The 20,893-nt window shown below is 35.8% G+C and carries 12 protein-coding genes; 9 read left to right on the top strand and 3 right to left on the bottom strand.

Annotation, left to right across the window (positions count from 1 at the left end; genetic code table 11):
• Positions 1–11 precede the first annotated feature (11 nt).
• From FF52_RS16975 to FF52_RS16940, 8 genes are all read left to right on the top strand, one after another.
• A complete protein-coding gene (locus FF52_RS16975; protein WP_008467423.1) occupies positions 12–1,865 on the top strand; it encodes a glycoside hydrolase family 35 protein in 1,854 nt (617 codons plus the stop codon).
• Positions 1,866–2,106: 241 nt separating this feature from the next.
• Positions 2,107–3,591, top strand: coding sequence for an alpha-L-fucosidase (locus FF52_RS16970; RefSeq protein WP_008467422.1), 1,485 nt, complete (start codon positions 2,107–2,109; stop codon positions 3,589–3,591).
• An 11-nt stretch (positions 3,592–3,602) separates the two neighbouring features.
• Complete coding sequence (locus FF52_RS16965) at positions 3,603–5,843, top strand: GH92 family glycosyl hydrolase (protein ID WP_008467421.1); 2,241 nt, start codon at positions 3,603–3,605, stop codon at positions 5,841–5,843.
• Positions 5,844–5,856: 13 nt separating this feature from the next.
• Positions 5,857–8,517, top strand: coding sequence for a glycoside hydrolase family 3 protein (locus tag FF52_RS16960; protein ID WP_008467420.1), 2,661 nt, complete (start codon positions 5,857–5,859; stop codon positions 8,515–8,517).
• Between the two features lie 263 nt (positions 8,518–8,780).
• Positions 8,781–11,867: a SusC/RagA family TonB-linked outer membrane protein gene (locus FF52_RS16955; protein WP_008467419.1), complete on the top strand. Its 3,087-nt coding sequence runs from the start codon at positions 8,781–8,783 to the stop codon at positions 11,865–11,867.
• 16 nt (positions 11,868–11,883) lie between these two features.
• Positions 11,884–13,470 carry a SusD/RagB family nutrient-binding outer membrane lipoprotein gene (locus tag FF52_RS16950; protein WP_008467418.1) on the top strand — a complete coding sequence of 529 codons (1,587 nt, stop codon included), beginning with the start codon at positions 11,884–11,886 and terminating at the stop codon, positions 13,468–13,470.
• A gap of 310 nt (positions 13,471–13,780) precedes the next feature.
• Positions 13,781–14,833 carry a sialidase family protein gene (locus FF52_RS16945; protein ID WP_008467417.1) on the top strand — a complete coding sequence of 351 codons (1,053 nt, stop codon included), beginning with the start codon at positions 13,781–13,783 and terminating at the stop codon, positions 14,831–14,833.
• A gap of 19 nt (positions 14,834–14,852) precedes the next feature.
• On the top strand, positions 14,853–15,818 hold the full coding sequence (locus FF52_RS16940) for a M20/M25/M40 family metallo-hydrolase (protein ID WP_035691803.1): 966 nt from the start codon (positions 14,853–14,855) through the stop codon (positions 15,816–15,818).
• A gap of 118 nt (positions 15,819–15,936) precedes the next feature.
• Here FF52_RS16940 and FF52_RS16935 read toward each other — a convergent pair whose 3' ends face one another.
• Entirely contained in the window at positions 15,937–16,302 is a 366-nt protein-coding gene (locus tag FF52_RS16935) for a winged helix-turn-helix transcriptional regulator (RefSeq protein ID WP_008467415.1), read from the bottom strand.
• A gap of 80 nt (positions 16,303–16,382) precedes the next feature.
• Here FF52_RS16935 and FF52_RS16930 point away from each other — a divergent pair, with 80 nt between their 5' ends.
• Positions 16,383–17,258: an NAD(P)H-binding protein gene (locus tag FF52_RS16930; RefSeq protein ID WP_008467413.1), complete on the top strand. Its 876-nt coding sequence runs from the start codon at positions 16,383–16,385 to the stop codon at positions 17,256–17,258.
• A 169-nt stretch (positions 17,259–17,427) separates the two neighbouring features.
• Here the strand turns inward: FF52_RS16930 and FF52_RS16925 are convergent, their stop codons facing one another.
• Together FF52_RS16925 and FF52_RS16920 are read right to left on the bottom strand one after the other, a co-directional pair.
• Positions 17,428–18,420, bottom strand: coding sequence for an FAD:protein FMN transferase (locus tag FF52_RS16925; protein WP_035691801.1), 993 nt, complete (start codon positions 18,418–18,420; stop codon positions 17,428–17,430).
• 270 nt (positions 18,421–18,690) lie between these two features.
• Entirely contained in the window at positions 18,691–20,874 is a 2,184-nt protein-coding gene (locus FF52_RS16920; protein ID WP_008467408.1) for a PepSY domain-containing protein, read from the bottom strand.
• Positions 20,875–20,893: the final 19 nt, after the last annotated feature.

Below are 20,893 nucleotides of genomic sequence, written 5' to 3'. Positions count from 1 at the left end.
TATTTTAAAAAATGAATAAGATATTATTTAAGCTTGGAGTAGTATTGATTTGCTTGATGCCTTTTTTTACTAAGGCGCAAACAAAAGGATTTTCTATATCTAATGGAGAATTTCAAAAAGATGGGAAAATTATAAAAATACATTCAGGAGAAATGCATTATGAGCGTATTCCTAAAGAATATTGGAGACATCGATTGCAAATGCTTAAAGCTATGGGATTGAATACTGTGGCAACTTATGTGTTTTGGAATTATCACGAAATTGAGCCAGGTGTATGGGATTTTAAAACAGGAAATAGAGATTTGGCAGAGTTTTTACGCATTGCTAAAAGTGAAGGATTATATGTAATTCTTAGACCAGGTCCTTATGCTTGTGGTGAATGGGAATTTGGAGGTTATCCTTGGTGGCTGCAAAACAATCCAGACTTAGTAATTCGTACCAATAACAAAGCATTTTTAGACGCTTGTAAAACGTATCTGGAACATTTGTATGCGGTAGTAAAAGGAAATTTTGCTAACCAGGGAGGGCCAATTATTATGGTTCAGGCTGAAAATGAATTTGGTTCTTATGTTTCTCAAAGAACTGATATTAGTGCTGAAGATCATAAAGCATACAAAACAGCCATTTACAATATACTTAAAGAAACTGGGTTTCCAGAGCCTTTTTTTACTTCTGATGGTAGTTGGTTGTTTGAAGGCGGTATGGTTGAAGGCGTGTTGCCAACTGCAAATGGAGAATCAAATATAGAGAATTTAAAGAAACAAGTCGATAAATACCATAAAGGGCAAGGGCCTTATATGGTGGCAGAGTTTTATCCTGGCTGGTTGGATCATTGGGCAGAACCTTTTGTTAAAATTGGATCAGAGGAGATTGCAAGTCAAACTAAAAAGTATCTCGATGCAGGTGTTTCTTTTAATTATTATATGGCGCATGGCGGTACTAATTTTGGATTTACCTCTGGAGCAAATTATAATGAAGAAAGTGATATTCAGCCAGATATTACAAGCTACGATTATGATGCGCCTATCAGCGAAGCAGGTTGGGCAACACCAAAATTCATGGCTATTCGTGACGTAATGCAAAAGTATTCTAAAACAAAATTAGCAGCAATTCCAGAGAAAATTCCAGTTGTAAAATATCCTAATCAGCCTGTTAAATCGAGTATGGATGTTTTGAGTTGGATCAAAAAAGAAAAACCAGTCGTAAGTGACCAGCCATTAACATTTGAGAAATTAGGTCAAGGAAATGGATACGTTTTGTATCGAAAAAGATTTACTCAGCCAATTTCTTCTGGCAAATTAAAAATAGAGGGATTGAGAGACTTTGCCACTGTTTATGTAAATGGAGTTAAAGTGGGTGAATTGAATAGAGTTTTCAAAAATTATGAGTTGACCCTTTCTATTCCTTTTAACGGTATTTTAGAAATTCTGGTTGAAAATATGGGACGTATTAATTACGGAGCCGAAATAGTGCATAATACTAAAGGAATTATTTCTCCAGTATTCATTAATGAATATGAAATTACTGGCGGATGGGAGATGTATAAAATGCCGATGAATGAAGTGCCAGTTCTTAAAACTGAAACGGTAAAATCTGGACGACCAGTTTTATATGAAGCTGCAGTAAACATAGATAAACCAGCCGATACTTTTCTTGATATGACCAATTGGGGAAAAGGAATTGTATTTGTTAACGGACACAATCTGGGACGTTATTGGAAAGTAGGCCCACAACAAACACTTTACGTGCCTGGCTGTTGGTTGAAAGCGGGCGAGAATAAGTTTGTTGTATTCGAGCAGCTTAATGAAAATGCTCAAACAGAATTAACTTTTACAGATCAACCGATACTTGAAAAATTAAATTAAGATTAACCCGTTGGGGTTAAATTAAAACACATAGAGACATAGATTTTATACTCAAAAAGAGAGAATGGAAGAAACAAGTTTCCACACATAGCTAAACTATGTGCATTTAAACTAGTGAAACGCCTTTTTTAGGTTTAGTTAAACTATGTTTCTATGTGTTGAAAATAATTTCACCCAACGAGTTAAGATTACCTATTAAACCAGAAAAACAAAGAATAATAAATTATAAATTAGATTAAAGATGAAAAAAGGAATATTCATAATCGCCCTTTTATTTTCAGCTCAGATATTCGCTCAGGCGATTTATGAAGATGAAAGATACGTACCAGAAACAGATCCGTTAGTTTTAAAGAACTTAGACGAATGGCAAGGCAAAAAATTTGGTTTGCTAATGCACTGGGGAACTTACAGCCAATGGGGAATTGTAGAATCTTGGTCTATCTGCCCTGAAGATTATGGATGGTGTGAACGTAAAAAAGGAAGTAATCCATCTAATTATAATGATTATATTAAAGATTACGAAGGTTTAAGAAAGACGTTTAATCCTGTAAAATTTGATCCTGCAAAATGGGCTAAAGCGGCTAAATATGCAGGAATGAAATACATGGTTTTCACTACAAAACACCATGACGGTTTCAATATGTACGATACTAAATATTCTGATTACAAGATTACGAGTAAAGATGTTCCTTTTCATACTAACCCTAAAGCAGACGTTTTAAAAGAAATTTTCAACTCTTTTAGAGGTGAAGGTATTTCAACTGGAGCGTATTTCTCAAAACCAGACTGGCATAATGAAAACTACTGGGATCCTTATTTTCCTCCTTTCGACAGAAACGTAAACTATGATCCGTCTTTATACCCAGAAAAATGGCAGAAATATGTTGATTTCACGCACAACCAAATCTTAGAAATTCTTTCTAATTACGGTAAAGTTGATATTTTATGGTTAGATGGTGGATGGGTTAGAAAAAGAGATCAAGTGAACATCAAAGAAAACTATGATGAGAAGTTTACAGAAAATGAATCTAAAAACGGTTTCATCAAACACAGAGTTGTAGATCAGGATCCGAAAATGGATGAATTGGTTGTAAAAGCGCGTCAGAAACAGCCAGGATTAATTGTTGTTGACAGAGCGGTTCACGGTAAAAACCAAAACTACTTAACTCCAGAAGGACGAGTTCCTGCTAAAACATTGCCTTATCCTTGGGAATCTTGTATTCCAGCTGGCGGTGGATGGTCTTATTCTCCACGAGCTACTTACATGACAGGAAGACAAGGAATTCACCTGTTAATTGATATTGTGGCTAAAGGTGGTAACTTATTGTTAAACGTTGCTCCAAGTCCAGAAGGAGAATGGGATAAAGGCGCTTACGATTTATTGCAAGCTTACGGAGATTGGATGAAAGTAAACAGCACAGCGATTTACAACACAAAACCAATCGAGCCTTATAAAGAAGAAAACATCTGTTTTACACAAAACAAAGCAGGAAATGTATTTGCATTTTATTTAGCTAAAGAAGGAGAAGATAAAATTCCTGCTGAAGTTACAGTAAAAGCTATCAGTCCTAAAAAAGGAACAAAAATCACAATGTTAGGTTCTAAAACTTCTTTAAAATGGACCAAAGAAGGAAACGGATTTAAAGTAATTATTCCAGAAAGCTTAAGAAATAATCTTCCAGCGAAAGAAGCTTGGACTTTAAAAATCGAAGCGATCAACAGATAAAAATGAAACCTATGGTTTTAAATACAAATAAATTTCAAACAGCATGTTTTTTCTACATGCTGTTTTTTAGCATAACGATTTTTGCGCAGGAACCTGCCGATTTTGTTAATCCGTTTATTGGGACCTCCAATTATGGCGCTGCTTTTCCAGGACCAATTGCACCACGCGGAATGGCAAGCATTAGTCCATTTAATGTGGCTGGAGTAAAAAACACTCCAATGGAAAAAGACAGTCAGTGGCTTTCGAATCCGTATGTAAATGAGAATACTTTTTTGACAGGTTTTAGTCAGGTAAATTTAAGTGGAGTAGGCTGTCCGGAATTAGGCGTTATTTTGTTGATGCCGACAACTGGAAATGTAGAAATCGATCATTTAAAATATGGGTCGACTTATTCTAATGAAGTTGCCAAAGCTGCGTATTACAGTGTAAACATTGACAAGTACAAAGTAAAAGGCGAATTCACAGCTTCTAAACGAGTTGGGATTAGCAGATTCACTTTCCCGAAAGGGCAATCTAATATTTTACTAAATCTTGGATTGGGATTAACCAATGAAGAAGGCGCGATGATAAAAGTGGTTTCTTCTACAGAAATTGAAGGAATGCGTTCAGTTGGTTCATTTTGTTACAACAGTCCAGAAGATGCTTACCCAGTTTATTTTGTGGCTCAATTTTCTAAACCTGCTGATAAATTTGGAGTTTGGAAAAAACCTGCAAAATACAACGGCGTTGAAGCGCAATGGATGGGTTACAACGGAAAAGCGAGAATAATGGAAAACACTATTAAAACTGTAGTAGGTGATAGTATTGGAAGTTATTTTACGTATAAATTCGACAAACAAGAAACGGTTGAAGTGAAGATTGGAATTTCGTATGTAAGTATCGAAAATGCCCGTGAAAATTTAGCAAAAGAAGTGGGTAACAGATCTTTTGACGCAATTTACAAAGAAACCTACAACGAATGGAACGAAGAATTGTCTAAAATTTTGGTTGAAGGTGGTACAAAAGAGGATAACACGATTTTCTACACAGCTTTGTATCACACTTTAATTCATCCAAATACTTTAAACGATATTAACGGACAATATCCCGTAATCAAAAGAACTAAAATTGCTAAAACCGATGACACCCGTTATACCGTATTTTCTTTATGGGATACGTACCGAAATGTACATCCATTGATGTCTTTGGTTTATCCAAAACAGCAATCGGATATGATAAAAAGTATGTTGACTATGTTTGATGAAAACGGCTGGTTACCCAAATGGGAACTGAATTCGACTGAAACTTTTACCATGGTTGGAGATCCTGCAAGTATTGTAATTACAGATACTTACATGAGAGGAATTCGTGATTATGATGTTAATAAAGCCTATTATGCGATGTTGAAAGGCGCGGATAATGTTGAAAATAATCCGCTTCGTCCAGGATTGAAAGATTATATCAAAAAAGGATATTTGACAACCGACAACAAAGGTCCTGTTTCGACGACTCAAGAATATAATATTTCAGATTATTCTATTTCGCTTATGGCCAACGAATTTGGAGACAAAGACAATGTAAAACGTTTTAAAGAACGTTCATTATCGTATAGAAAATTATTTGATAAAAACTTAAATCTGCTTCGTCCAAGAACGCCCGACGGAAAATGGTACGAACCTTTTGACCCAAATTCAGGAGCTAATTTTGAAGAAAATGTTGGTTTTATTGAAGGAAATGCGTGGCAATATAATTTTATGGTTCCTCATGATATTATTGGTTTGAAAAAACTAATGGGTGGAGATCAGGCATTTTCAGCACAATTGCAGAAAATTTTCGACACCAAACAATTTGATATGGCCAATGAGCCTGATATTGCCAATCCGTATTTATTTAATTATGTGAAAGGCGAAGAATATAAAGCTCAGGATATGGTAAAAAAATTGGTTAGAGAATATTTCAAAAATGAACCAAAAGGACTACCAGGAAATGACGATACGGGAACTATGTCGGCTTGGTTGGTTTATTCGATGATGGGAATTTATCCAATTTCTCCAGGAGATCCAATTTACACCATTACAGCGCCAATGTTTCATAGAGTGACAATTAAATTAGATCCAAGATATTATAAAAAAGATAGCATTGTAATTGAAAGACAAATCAATAACGGTGGAAAAATCAACTCGATTGAGTTAAACGGAAAAACACTTAACAGCTTTTTTATTTCGCACGATGATTTTGTGAATGGAACAAAGCTTAAAGTGATTCAAAACTAAACACAACACAACTATGTTACAATTAAGAATGAAGAAAACGGCCATTATTTTTGTAATGGCTGTTGGTTTTTTAAACCAAATCCATGCCCAGAAAAAGTATCTGTACCAAGATGCGAAAGTGCCTGTTGAAGACAGAGTAAAAGACTTGTTAAGCCGTATGACGCTTGAAGAAAAAGTGCGTCAGATGGATATGTATAGAGGAGATTTTTTTAAAGATAAAGAAGATTTTGCTAAAGGTAAATCGGCAGAAAAAATCGGGAAATTAGGAATTGGAGCGATTCATGATTTGTATCCGCGTTCGGCGAAAATGATCAATGATTTGCAAACGAATGTAATCAAAGGAAACCGTTGGGGAATTCCGGCGCTGATTATGTGTGAAATGCTTCACGGATATTTAGATGAAGGAAGTACTGCTTTCCCTATGAATATTGGTCTTGGCGCAACTTGGGATATTGCAACGATGGACAAAGTGGGTAAAGTTATTGGTATGGAAGCCAGAGCGCATGGTGTTCATTTTGGTTTTGGACCGAACTTAGATTTAGGACGCGAGCCACGTTGGGGTAGAGTTGCCGAAACTTTTGGTGAAGATGCTTATTTAAATAGCGAAATTGGTTTGGCGTTTATTAAAGGAATGCAGGGAGAAGACTTAAAATCAGATCGTTCTATTATTGCTGAACCAAAACATTTTGCCGTTCACGGTATTCCGCAGGCTGGAGGAAATTCTTCTCCGATTTTGGTTGGAGAACGTTCTGCAAGAGAAGATCATTTGCCATCTTTTGAAAAAGCATTCAGAAAAGGCGGTGCTTTAGGAACCATGTGTGCGTATTCAGAGTTGGACGGAATTCCTTGTGCAGCCAATCATTGGTTATTGACGGATGTTTTGAGAAACGAATGGGGTTTTAAAGGACTTGTAGTTTCAGATTTAGGAGCTATCAAATACATTCAGACAACTCACAAGGTGGCTGATTCTCCAAAAGACGCGATTAGAGAAGCGGTTTCAGCTGGTGTTGATATGCAATTCTACGATTTTTCAAATGAATTCTGGCAGAATACTGTTATCGAATTGGTAAACGAAAAGAAATTGACAATGGAAAACATCGACCGTGCAGCGGGAGCAGTTTTACGTTTGAAATTCTTATTGGGATTATTTGAAAATCCGTACACAGATAAAAACTTGATTAAAGAGCGTTTTCATACTCCAGAAAATCAAGCTGTTGCTTTAGAAGCGGCGCAGAAATCAATGGTTTTATTGAAAAATGAAAACAATACTTTGCCTTTAAGTAAAAACTTAAAAAACATTGCGGTTATCGGACCAAATGCAAATGCTTCAAGATTGGGAGGTTATGCTCCTAAAAACAGTGTTGGAATGACGGTTTATGAAGGTGTGAAGGAATTGGTTGGAAAAACGGCAAATGTAGTTTATGAAGAAGGAGTTCCGTTGATTGTAAAAGGACAGATTATTCCATCTAAATATTTATTTACTCCAGACGAATCTCAAAACGGATTAAAAGGAGAATATTTCAATAACAGAAATCTGGAAGGAACCCCAGCACTGACTCGCATCGACAGTCAGTTAGAGTTTGACTGGCCTTGGGCGCCAGGAGATGGTGTCAATGTGGATGATTTTTCTATCAGATGGACAGGATTCTTAAAATCAGATCAAGCTCTTGACGGATGGTTAGGTTTAAGTTCTGATGATGGAATCAGAATGTATATCGATGACCAATTGGTAATCGACAACTGGACAAAAGGAGCGACAAGCATGGTTACAACTCCAAAAATTATCGAGAAAGGCAAAAAATATAAAGTACGCATTGAAATGTGGGAAGGGGGCTGGGGAGCCAGAGCTCATTTCCGTTGGAATTTAGAAAAAGTAAACTTACAGCCAGCAATTGAAGCCGCTAAAAAAGCAGATGTTGCTATTGTGGTTTTAGGAGAATCTAATGAATTGGTTGAAGAAAACAGGGATGTGGCTTCTTTAGACTTATTCGGAATTCAACAGCAATTGATTGAAGAGATTCACAAAACAGGAACTCCTGTAGTTTGTGTACTATTAAACGGTCGTCCGCTTTCTACAAATTGGATTGCTGAAAATATTCCTGCAGTCTTAGAAGGATGGTTCCCAGGTGAATTAGGAGGTAGAGCAGTTGCTGATGTATTATTTGGAGATTATAATCCAGGAGGAAGATTGCCAATTACAGTTCCAAAATCAGTTGGGCAGTTACCAATATATTACAATCAAAAGCCATCTGCGATACATAAATATGTAGCGGAAAGCGAGCATCCGTTATATTCATTCGGTTACGGATTAAGTTATACGAAGTTTGAATATTCTAATTTAAAATTGAATACTACTGAAATTAAACCAAACGGAGAAGTAAAAGTTTCTGTTGATGTTAAAAACATTGGAGACAGAGATGGAGACGAAGTCGTTCAGTTGTATATTAATGACGTTTACAGCAGTACTACTACACCTGAAAAAACCTTAAAAGGGTTCAAAAGATTGAACATCAAAAAAGGCGAAACAAAAAATGTTGAATTTACACTTACACCAGACGAGCTATCTCTTTGGAACAGAGAAATGAAGCGTATTGTAGAGCCCGGAGATTTCGAAGTGATGGTCGGCGGAAATTCGATCGATTTGCTTAAAACTAAATTCAAGGTTTTGAACTAAAAACCTAAAAACGCCGAAGATTTTTCGGCGTTTTTGCTTTAAAAAAATGAATACAATTATAAAAGGCTAAAATCTATTCGATAATAGTGTTTTTGCCTTTTTTTATAAGGCAGAGTAGGATTACAAATGAAAACGTTTTCTTTCAATAAAACACCAAAGATTTACCAACACCTTTTCAAAATTGTCATTTGTCGAAATTATATTTTGTTAACAAAATGTATTCTTAAGTTTAACATGTTATTAACTCTAAAAAAACAACTAATATGATTAAAAACGTACTAAAATTACTGTTGGTCATATGCCTTTTTGGGTTCCAGAACCTTCAAGCGCAGACAACAGTAAAAGGAACGATAACAGATGCTCAAAGCGGGATTCCGATTCCTGGAGCAAATATTATTGTTAAAGGAACTAAAACAAGTGCTTCATCAGATTTTGATGGTAAGTACAGCATTAGTGTTCCTAATCAATCAGCAGTTTTGGTTTTTACTTATGTAGGCTCTGCTACAAAGGAAATTGCTGTGGGATCACAATCTACCATTAATGTAACTCTTGGCCCAGATACGCAGCAGTTGGGAGAGGTAGTGGTTACAGCTCTTGGTATTAAGAGAGAGAAAAAAGCTATTACGTATTCTGCACAAAACGTTTCTGTAGATGAGTTATCAGAAGCAAGATCATTAAACGTTGCCAACTCACTTTCGGGTAAAGTGGCAGGTCTTAACTTCTCTACAACTTCAAATGGTGTTGGTTCTTCTTCTAGAATTACTTTAAGAGGTAACAGATCTCTTAACGGAAACAACCAGCCTCTTTATGTAGTAGATGGTGTGCCAATTAGTAACGGAACAACCACAACTAACCCTGATATTGATACAGGAGGAACTACACAGCCAGATGGTATTTCTAACATTAACCCAGAAGATATTGCTTCGATGACTGTTCTTAAAGGACCATCTGCAGCGGCTCTTTACGGTTCTAGAGCATCAAATGGTGTAATCGTTATTACTACTAAATCTGGTAAATCTGGAAAAACTTCAGTTTCGTTATCATCTAACTTTATGGCTTCTTCAGCTTATAATTTGATGAATTTACAAAATGAGTACGGTCAAGGAACAAACGGAAATTATGTTTCTAACTCAAGCTCAAGCTGGGGAGCACCTTTAGACGGGCGTCAGGTCTCTGCTTGGCAATTGGTTCGTAATCCAAATTATGCTGGACCAGCTACACAAAGCTATTCTCCACAGCCAAACAACGTTATTGATTTCTACAAAACAGGTTATAACTTGGCAAACACTTTGACAGTTACTGCTGGTAACGAAAAAGCGCAAGGTTATTTTTCTTATACTAACACACGTGCTGAAGGTATTGTTGGAGGAAACCAAATGGACAGACACAATCTTAACTTAAGATTGACAAGCAAGATTTCTGATAAATTATCATTGGATGTAAAAACAAACTACATTGTTCAGGATATCGATAACTTATTGAGAACAGGTGAAGAGTCTATCGGAACATCTGCTTATTTATTACCTCGTAGTATCGCTTACAACGATTATAAAGATTTCGAATATTTTGATGCTGCAGGACAAAGACAAGTGAACTATTTCCTTGATGAAACGGGAGCGCCAGGCGGAAACCCATTCTGGTCTGCTTTAAGAGATGATGCCCGTACAGATAAAAGAAATAGATTTATTGGTTTAGCTTCTCTTAAATATGAGTTTACAAAAACATTAAGCTTACAAGGTAGAGCTGGTTTAGACCAAATGACAAACAAAAACGTAAGAAACAGATACGCAACTGCAGCTTTCAACAGCAACTTAGGTTCTTATAGCGAATCTTATGAAACAGTAAGCGAATTAAACGTAGATGCTTTGCTTTCTTACAATGAAAAATTCGGAGATTTCTCTGTTGGTCTTAATGCTGGTGCGAGTTCATTGCAGCAAAATAGTTCAGCTTTAACTTCTGGAGGAGTTTTAAGTAAAAGAAACTTCTTCGCATTATCAAACGTTCAGACAGTTCAATCTACTTCTACAGCTTCAGAAAAAAGAATTAATTCTATTTACGGATTTGGTCAAATTGGTTTCAGAAACTACTTATTCTTAGATTTAACAGCTAGAAATGACTGGTCTTCTACATTGCCAACAGATTATTTCTACCCATCTTTCGGACTTTCAGCTGTTCTTTCTGATATGGTTACATTGCCAGAAGTAATCAGTTTTGCAAAATTAAGAGCTTCTTATGCAGAAGTGGGTAATGATACAGATCCTTATCAAACACAACAAAGATATTCATACATCGGAGGAAACGGTGGTATGTTATACGGACAAAGCACAAAAGCAAATCCAAACTTAAAACCAGAGATTTCTTCTTCTTCTGAGTTTGGTGCCGATGTTAGATTTTTCAACAACCGTTTAGGTTTAGATTTCACATACTTTAAAACGTTAACGAACAACCAAATTTTCTATATCAACACTCCTGAGTCTTCTGGATATTCTAGAGCAATCGTAAACGGTGGAGATATCGAGAATAAAGGTATCGAGTTCACGCTTACTGCTACGCCAGTTCAAACAGAAAACTTTACTTGGGATGTTACAGCTAACTACGCTTCTTATAAGTCAAAAGTAAAATCTATCTTTGAAGGAAGAGATGAGTTAGTTCTTGGTGAAGGACGTTTAGTGAGAAGTAAAGTGGTTCAAGGTGGTGAGTACGGTGATTTATACATCAAAGGTTTCCAAAGAAATGATGCTGGACAAATTCTTGTAAACAGTGCTGGTATTCCTTTAGCGACAAATGGTTTTGATGTTCGTGCTGGTAACTTTAATCCAGATTGGACTGCAGGTTTCAAAAACAACTTCAAATACAAAGATTTCTCTTTAAGTTTCTTAGTTGATTTCAGAATTGGTGGTGAAGTGATTTCATACACTCAAGCGAGACAAGCTGGTTTAGGGGTAAGCGATATTACTTTAGCAGGAAGAAATGGCGGAATCATTGTGGATGGTGTGGTAGATAACGGAAATGGAACTTACTCTCCAAACACAACAAGCATCAATGCTGAGCAATACTGGACAGCAATCGGTCAAAGAACTCCAATTGCAGAACCATTTGTTTATGATGCTACAAACATCAGATTAAGAGAACTTGTTTTTGGTTACTCAATGCCAAAACGTTTATTAGGTAACTCAGGATTTACAAGCATCGATTTCTCATTAGTAGGTAGAAACTTGTTCTTCTTCTTAAACAAAGCGAAGTACTTTGATCCAGAAGCAGGAGCAGGTACAGGAAACCTACAAGGGATAGAATCTTTCAACATTCCTTCAACGAGAGATTATGGAGTTAATGTTAAATTCGGATTTTAATTAAAAAAGAGATATCATGAAATATAGTTTTAAAATAAAAACACTAGGACTTGCTATAGCGATGCTGTCTACTTTTGCTAGTTGTACAAAAGACTTCGACGAAATAAATACAGATCCTAATTCGCTTACAGAAAGTCAATTAGATCCAACGTTGGCAGGGCCAGCATTTGCATCTGCACTTTATGCAGGTATCCACAATGGGTCTTATTCGTCTCCAGGTGTAGATGATCAAGGTACTTGGGGTATCGCGACAGGTATTTTATCGTCAACATTCATCCACTACTTAAACTGTGGGTACGGAACAGAAAGAAATGCTTTCGTAAACGGATACGAAGGTAGAGGATGGACAAGATTTTACACCGTTGCGGCTCCAGCTTTAGCAAATGCTTTTAAAGCATCTGAAGGAAATGCAGAAGCGACTGCAGTATTAAAAATCTGGAAAGTTTTCATGTACAACCAAATGGTTGATGCTTACGGACCAATTCCTTACACTGAGGCAGGAAACGGAAAAGAAAAAGTTCCTTACGACAGTGTAGAATTTATCTATGCAGATTTCTTTAAATTATTGGACGAAGCTAATGCAACACTAACTTCTACTTCTGCAACTTCAGTTGCTTCTCTTGCCCCAAATGATAGAGTTTATGCAGGAAGTGTTGACAAATGGAGAATCTTTGGAAACAGTATGAGATTACGTTTGGCTTTAAGAATTTCTGATAAAGAACCTGCAACTGCAAAAACTCAAGCTGAAGCGGCAGTAGCTGCTGGAGTTATGCAGACAAACGATCAGAGCGCATTCTTTAAAGCAAGTAACATTACACCAAACAATTTAAACATGATTGTTAATAGCTGGGGTTATGTAATGACAGCTTCTATGGAAAGTATCTTAGTAGGTTACAACGATCCACGTTTATCAAAATGGTTTGCCCCAGTTTCTACGGGTGCTTATAGAGGAAACCCAGTTGGAGGTCTAGAAGATCAATTTGGAACTACTGAGTTCTCTAAATTTAACAATGATGTTTTAGGAAATGGTGCAGCTAATACACTTAGCGAAACTAAAAATATTGAAATCTTTATGGCTTCTGAAAACTACTTAAGTAGAGCAGAAGGAGCTTTAAATGGATGGAACATGGGCGGAGATGCTAAGACTTTGTATGAAACAGGTATTAGATTATCTCTTGCACAATGGGGAATCACTGATCCTACAACTGTTAATGCTTACATCAATGGTTCTACATTGCCAACATTGCCAAACATTTTGACATTGTACCCAACTTTAGATTTGCAAGACGTTCCTGTGAAATTGCCAGTTGCTTGGTCTGCATCTACTGCTGATCAAAGAACTCAAATTGCAGTTCAGAAATACTTAGCCATTTTCCCAGAATCTTGGGAGGCTTGGGCAGATTTAAGAAGAAGCGACGCTAAAGTAATCTATCCAGTTTTAAACACTGATAATCCAGATGCTGGAGTTGGTAAATCTTTGATGAAAAGAATTATTTACACTACAAATGAGTACTCATCAAACAAAGCTGCTGTAGAAGATGGAGTTTCTAAATTAGGAGGTCCAGATTCAGGTGGAACAAGACTTTGGTGGGACACAAAATAATTAATTTGGTAAAGTAAAAATCAATTGATTTGTTACTTGAGCAGAAGGAGAGGTAACTCTCCTTTTGTTTTTTATGAAGACCTATGAATTTTTGCCCCAACTTTAATTCATAATTAGCAATTTCCCTTTGTGTGAAAGTGAGCAAGTTTAATTTTAACACATAGAAACATAGGTTCTGTGTCTAAAAAGAGAAGCAAAGAGAAAAATTTTTCTTTAACATAGCTATGTGTTAGAAACTAGTTTCTTTCTTTATTCTTTTCGTAAAAACAAAAAATCTATGCTTCTATGTGTTTAATAATTTCAAAATAAAATGATTTTAAAGACAAAATATACTGTAACAGCACTACTGGCTTTATTTCTTTTTTCTAATGAAATAAAAGCACAATTAAAGGCTGTAAATATCGAAAGCAGTTATATTGCAGACCCGCCTGTTACAACCAATAGTCATGCCTCAACTTTGGTGGAATACAAGCCAAACGAAATTTTGGCCGCTTGGTTTGGTGGAAAATATGAAGGGGCAAAAGATGTCGGAATTTACATCTCGGCTTATAAAGATAAAAAATGGTCTACGCCTAAAGAACTGATTCAGCCATTAATTAAAAACGGAGATACGCTTCCTTGTTGGAATCCAGTTTTATTTAAAAGCAAAAGCCAGAATTTGTATTTGTTCTATAAAATTGGAAAAAATCCGAGGGAATGGTTTGGTGCTATGAAGGTTTCAAAAGATAATGGAACAACATGGGGAGAACCAAAATATCTTCCAGAAGGAATTTTAGGACCAATCCGAAACAAACCAATCGAAACTGCTCCAGGCGTAATTTTATGCGGAAGCAGTACCGAAAGCGTCAACACAGACCAATGGCGCGTGCATGTGGAAGAATACACAGAAGCGACAGATTCTTGGAAGAAAATAGCGGTAGAAAACAATCAAAATTTTGATATTATTCAGCCGACATTTTTAATTCACAGTGCTACTGATCTTCAGATGCTGTCTAGAAGCAAGCATAATAAAGTGGTTTCTAGCTGGTCGGGAGATAATGGCAAAAGCTGGATTAGAACCAATACCATAAATGTCATCAATTCAAATTCTGGTATTGATGCCTTAACAGTGAATAAAAATCTGTTTTTACTAGTAAATAACCCACTTCCGATGGGAAAAGACTGGTTTAACGGACGAAATATTCTGGATGTTGAATATTCGAAAGACGGCTTAAACTGGACTAAACTATTTGATCTAGAAAAACAAGAAAAAGGAGAGTTCAGCTATCCAGCCATAATCCAGACCGCAGACAAGAGAATACACGTTTTGTATACTTATGATCGAAAATATATTAAACATACCTCTTTTGAACTTAGCCTTTAAATTTAGTTAGTAATAAAATATGAAAGCTCTAAAATGCCTTTTTATAATCACTTTGTATTGCAGCATCCATTTGAATGCTCAAAGTAATGATATGTCTAAAACCTTTTACAAACATGACAAATATCTTTCATCTGATAAATTGGAAGGTCGTTTTGTGGGAACTAAAGGAAATAACAATGCAGCTGCATATATCAAAAAGTATTTTAAGAAATATGGTTTACGGCAATTCAATGATAGTTATTATCAGCCTTTCAAAGTATTTGTCAAAGAAGGCATCAATAAAATGAAATCGGATAGCGTGGTAACGCAAAATGTTATAGGATATATTGAAGGTTCAGATGCTGCTTTGAAAAACGAATACATCGTAATCGGCGCACATTACGATCATTGGGGCTGGGGCGGACAAGGCTCTGGAAGCAAAAAGAAAGAAGCTTTTGCCATTCATAATGGCGCAGATGATAATGCGTCGGGAGTTTCGGCTTTGTTGTGCATTTTAGAAGAAATTTCAAAACAAAAAGTAAAGCCAAAAAGAAGTATCATTTTTATTTCGTTTAGCGGAGAAGAAGAAGGATTGCTTGGTTCCAAATATTTTGTAAATCATCTTCCCGTTCCAAAAGAAGCTGTAAAAGTAATGCTTAATATGGATATGGTCGGAAGATTGAATGATAAAAAAGAACTTTATATGGGAGGGGCAGGAACTTTTCCGAATGGAGTTGAATTAATGAAAAAACTGCAGGAAAACTCAGGGTTAAATCCTGTTATTCACGCAGGAGATGTAGGCGGTTCAGATCATGTTTCTTTCTACAAAGAATCTATTTCGGCAGTTGGGTTTCATACAGGCGGACATCCGCAATACCACACGCCAGATGACGATATTGAACTTATTAATTCAGATGGAGGAGCATTGGTGTCAAAATACATTTACAATGCTCTTATACAAATTGCCAATTACGAAGAAGCTTTGGTTTTTATTAAACAGAATTAAAACTAAGCAATATTCAATACAAATAAATTAAGTCGACTAGTGAAATTGATGCCTGATCAATTTCATATTTAAAAAGTTAAGTTAATTAGTTTTTGTTTTTTTGAAAAGGCGGTGTCTATTAAATGTTATAGACTCCGTCTTTCATTTTAAAAGCCCATGAAGCCATGGCGTCAATAACAGGGAGCAAACCAGTTCCTGCATTGCTTAATCTATAAGTTACAAACGGAGGAACAACAGGTTTTGCCTCGCGAATAACCAATCCGTCAGCTTCCAGCTGTTTTAAATGCTGAATTAGCATTTTTTCTGTTACGGCCGGAATAGCTCTTTTTAATTCGCTATAACGTTTATCTCCAGTCGATAAATGATATAAAATAATAGGTTTCCAGTAGCCTCCAATTTTTTCCATCACAAAAGTCACGGGACATTTTTCCAACGCATACTGCTTGTTTTCCTGAATTGTAGACGATTCTTTAATTGCTGTCATAATACATACTTTAGGGTAAGTACTTGTATAAAAGTAAGTGCAAAGATACCTTTGTCTTGTTAAATAAAAAACATTTAAAGATGAAAATTATAATCTCAGGTTCATTAGGAAACATAGGAAAGCCATTAACGGCACAATTGGTACAATCAGGACACGATGTAACCGTTATCAGTAGTAATGCAGACAGAAAACCTGCTATTGAAGATTTAGGTGCAAAAGCCGCAATCGGATCAGTTAATGATGCCGATTTTCTTTCTAAAACTTTTGCAGGTGCAGATGCTCTTTTTGCCATGACACCTCCAAATATGGGCGGAGTAAATATTGTTAAGAATACTACAGATGCTGGTGTCGCTTTCGCGAAAGCAATTCAAACAGCCAATATTAAAAGAGTGGTTATGTTAAGCAGTATTGGTGCCGATTTGCCAACAGGAAACGGACCCATTGCAGGATTGCATAACATTGAGAAGATTTATGAAAAATTAGACGCTTCAATTACTTTTTTAAGAGCGGGATATTTCTACTTTAATTTCTTTAATGATATTCCGATGATAAAAGGAGCAGGGATTATGGGAGCAAATTTCCCAGCGTCAAACCTTATTCCGTTAGTTCATCCAGAAGATATTGCAAACGCAGCTGCCGAAGAATTACAAAAAACTACAGAAGGTAAAAACATCCGTTACATTATAAGCGATGTAAAAACGCCTTCAGAAATTGTAAAAGCATTTGGAACCGCGATTGGAAAACCAGAACTTCCGTGGATTGAATTTACAGACGAACAATATTTTGGCGGAATGACTCAAGCAGGAGTTCCAGAAGAAATGGCAGGTTTATATACCGAAATGGGAACTGGATTGAGAAACGAAACCATTGCTGCCGATTTTCTAAATAATGACGGAAATGCAAAAGGTAAAATTAAATTAGAAGATTTTGCAAAAGAATTTGCTTCAAAATTCTAATTGTAAAAAAATCAAGTGAGGAATTTTTCGCAGACTGTTTACGCAAAGCGTTCTATTGCTAATGTAGTCAAAATAATCTCGTAATGCCAATAACTATCGGTAGCTAAGAGTAAAAGCTTATTTATGAATTGCCTCCAGCTTTAGCTGGAAGTAATTCATAAATCACGATTCATAACTTATAAGGAAAGTTTTTAGACTTAACAATTTTCCCTTTATCCGTAATCAGAATACAGCTGTAATCGGGAAATTTCTGAAGTAGAAACAAACCTTCTTTTTGACCTAAAACCATAATCGAAGTGCTTAATCCGTTAGCGGTTTCTGCATTTGGGCCAAAGACAGTTACACTACATAACCCAGTGGCAGGATAACCCGTTGCTGGATTTATAATATGCGAATAACGTTTTCCGTTAAAAACAACAAACTTCTCATAACTGCCTGAGGTTGTGACAGCACCTTCTTTAAGCGGAATTGCGGCCAAAATCTTTTCAGGTTTAAACGGATTTGTAATTCCGATTTTCCAGTTTTTTCCATTGGGTTGTTTTCCCCAAGTGCTCATATCTCCAGAACCATTTATAATTCCGGCTTGAACGCCTTTTGCAATCATCATCGCACGGCATTTATCGGTTGCGTAACCTTCTCCCAAAGCGCCAAAACCAATTTTCATTCCTTTCAATTTCAAGAAAATGGTCGATTCTGTACTGTCTAAGATAATGTTTTTATAGCCCACTTTTTCAACCGATTTTTTTATGGCGTCCGCCGAAGGCATTTCGGTCATCGAACCGTCAAATTTCCAGATTCTGTCCATTGCCGCAAAACTAATGTCAAAACCGCCATTTGTGATTTCAGAAAGTTTGATGGCTCTTTTAGTCAATTCAAATACTTCGCGACCCACTTTTACAGGTTTTATTCCAGCATTCTGATTGACTTCAGAAATCTGAGTAGTGGGTTTCCAATCGGAGATTAAATATTCAATTCTAGTGATTTCTGCAATAACTTCATCTATATTTTTTTCCGCAGAAAGCGAATCTTTATCTACAATAGAAATATCAAAACGTCCGCCCATCAAAAGCGTTGTCCTTTTTCGTAATACTTGAGAATGTGTAGATACACAGTAAGCGATTAAAAAAAATAATGAAATTTTATATGATAATAATTTATGCATGAAAATCTTTTTATAGCATTTTAAAAAGGCTCCGGAGGAGCATAATATTTATAGAAATAGATTTGACACCTATGAATAAAGCTCCTGAGGAGCGATATCTGTAGATTATGTATGTCGCCCCTCTGGGGCTTTAGCTGTATTCAGATAAAATTAAATCTATAAATATGTCATCCCTCTGGGATTTGTTTTAGATTTAAAAATTAAAAATTAAAAATCTAAAATCTAAAATCAACAATCTAAAATCAACAATCTAAAATCAACAATCTAAAATCAATAACAGTCCGTCAAAAATTGTTTATTGGCTTTGTATTCAGAGAGTGCTTTTAATCCTTTTGATAAACATAATTCACTTAGAACATTTTCTACATCTTTTTGCATTGCAAGAGAACCGCAAATCATAATGACACCATCTTTTTTCAATACATTTACGAAGAAATTAGCATCTCTTTTAATTAAATCCATTACATAAATATGCTCTGCTTCGCGAGATAATGCAACATGAAAATTTTCCAAATGTTCTTTCTGTATCATAATCGCAGAAAACTTTTTATAAGCCATTAGTGTTGGCGTTTCCATTCTGAATCCGCTGTAGAGATGAAGCTCTTGTTTTGCTTTATTCTGTTCAATCATTCCTAAGAAAGGAGCAATTCCAGTTCCGTTAGAAATAAAAGCCACTTTTGGAGCTTTTTTTGGAAGATGAAAAGCAGGATTTTTAACAATCTGAGCTTTAATTACATTTCCAGGTTCTAAAGCATTCAAAAATCCAGAACCCAATCCGTTTGGATGCAATTTTACAACTAGCTGAATATTGCCAGAATGATTTCCGATAGAGTAGAGGCGTTCTCTAGAATCATTGGCAGGATAAATTGCCAGTAAATCGCCTGAGCTAAATTTAGTTCTGGCATTAGATTTTAAAGTGAGAATAAAAGTATGTTCGGTTTCAGAAATTGGTGTTTTATCCAAAACCATAAATTTTTGTAAACCTTTTGGAACGTGGTTATATAATGACGGAGTTGTCGCCAACGGAATTCCCGTTTTTTCGCTCCATAATTTTACCCATTCTACAAATTCAGCAGCAGATTTATCATTTACAGTTTTCAGATCTAAATAGCGGTCTGCCCACTTTTGTTTTCCTAAAAGTTGATCTATCTCGATAGCAAACTGGCAAAAATCTGGATATGATTTTGAGCCAAAACCAACCACAGAGAAATTAATATTCTGCTCTTGATTTTGTTTTTCTAGTAATGTTTTGAATTGCGTTCCGTTTGAAGGCGCATCTCCCAATCCGTGAGTTGAAGTAAAAACGATAATATGTTCTGCTTTCGGATAAACTGAAAATTTATTCAATTCGTTTACAAAAACCTTTTGGCCATGATCAATTAATTGTTTCTGAATGGCATTGGCAAATCGGAAAGTGCTTCCATTTTCTGAGCCTACCAAAATAATAAAAGTACTTTCTTCAGCTTTATATTTATTTTTAATTCGGCTTGACCTTCTTTTTAAAGTAATAGCAAAACCTGAATAAATAAAGAATAAAATATTGATGCAGGCAATTGCCAAAATAACAGCCCAAATTCCGTTAATTCTTCCTGTATGAAGATCAAGACTTAATGCTGCAAATTGCGCCGTCATTGGCGAACGTTTTTCAGAAATTACAGCTCCTGTAACCTGATTTACTTCAATTTCTCGGTCTTTCAATTCAATGATGTAATATTCTTCAGGATCATCTGTAAAAGGAAATTCGATTTTCTTTACATCAGACAATAAAGTGGTATTGAAAATTGAAACTGCTTTAGCTTTTTCTGAAAGTTCTGTTTTTACAGGTTTTGCTTTTTCTTCGCCCATAAAAAAGTTGAATCTTTCCAACGATAAATAAGTTCCCGTTAGTGCAATAATTAAAATCGGAATTAAAGCCAATCTTCCTAAAAGTACATGATAATATTGAGCGAAATATTCTTTTATTATTTTAGAAAAGAAATTTCGAATGCCACGCTGTCTTTTTAAAACCAGCACAAAACCCGAAATGGAAATTAGCAATAAGCAAAAAGAGATTACACCCACAAAAAAACGACCTGCTTCATGAAGAAATAGCGAACGATGCAAACTCGTTATCCAGTTTATGAATTCGGATTTCTTTGCAGGAGTTCCTAGTGCCTTTCCCGTTTTGGGATCAATGTATGCTTTAACGTCGTTTCCGTCTGCATCAATTGCCTGAAGTGTTACAAATTGATTGTAATCTACGCTCAATTCTGTGATTTCTGGATATGCTTTCTTTAGAATTGGCAACGTTTCGCCCAGAGTTATTTCATTAAAATTTTCAGCTTTATACGGAAGTGTTTTTTCCTGAACTGCATCAACCGCTAGAATAATTCCGGTTACCGAAGCCAAAAGCAAAAAAATAGAAGAAAATAAGGCTAGAGCCAAGTGTGCGTAACGCCAGAAAGAAAGAGTCATTGAGTGTATTCTATTATAA

The sequence above is a fragment of the Flavobacterium sp. F52 genome (assembly GCF_000278705.1).
Lineage (GTDB): Bacteria > Bacteroidota > Bacteroidia > Flavobacteriales > Flavobacteriaceae > Flavobacterium > Flavobacterium anhuiense.
Note: the sequence above shows the minus strand (reverse complement) of the source record. Positions and strands in the feature narration are given on the sequence as shown.

Excerpts from the sequence above, each read along its gene's own strand:
- FF52_RS16975 (WP_008467423.1), top strand. The coding sequence starts at position 12 with ATGAATAAGATATTATTTAAGCTTGGAGTAGTATTGATTTGCTTGATG.
- FF52_RS16970 (WP_008467422.1), top strand. The coding sequence starts at position 2,107 with ATGAAAAAAGGAATATTCATAATCGCCCTTTTATTTTCAGCTCAGATA.
- FF52_RS16965 (WP_008467421.1), top strand. The coding sequence starts at position 3,603 with ATGGTTTTAAATACAAATAAATTTCAAACAGCATGTTTTTTCTACATG.
- FF52_RS16960 (WP_008467420.1), top strand. The coding sequence starts at position 5,857 with ATGTTACAATTAAGAATGAAGAAAACGGCCATTATTTTTGTAATGGCT.
- FF52_RS16955 (WP_008467419.1), top strand. The coding sequence starts at position 8,781 with ATGATTAAAAACGTACTAAAATTACTGTTGGTCATATGCCTTTTTGGG.
- FF52_RS16950 (WP_008467418.1), top strand. The coding sequence starts at position 11,884 with ATGAAATATAGTTTTAAAATAAAAACACTAGGACTTGCTATAGCGATG.
- FF52_RS16945 (WP_008467417.1), top strand. The coding sequence starts at position 13,781 with ATGATTTTAAAGACAAAATATACTGTAACAGCACTACTGGCTTTATTT.
- FF52_RS16940 (WP_035691803.1), top strand. The coding sequence starts at position 14,853 with ATGAAAGCTCTAAAATGCCTTTTTATAATCACTTTGTATTGCAGCATC.
- FF52_RS16935 (WP_008467415.1), bottom strand. The coding sequence starts at position 16,302 with ATGACAGCAATTAAAGAATCGTCTACAATTCAGGAAAACAAGCAGTAT.
- FF52_RS16930 (WP_008467413.1), top strand. The coding sequence starts at position 16,383 with ATGAAAATTATAATCTCAGGTTCATTAGGAAACATAGGAAAGCCATTA.
- FF52_RS16925 (WP_035691801.1), bottom strand. The coding sequence starts at position 18,420 with ATGCATAAATTATTATCATATAAAATTTCATTATTTTTTTTAATCGCT.
- FF52_RS16920 (WP_008467408.1), bottom strand. The coding sequence starts at position 20,874 with ATGACTCTTTCTTTCTGGCGTTACGCACACTTGGCTCTAGCCTTATTT.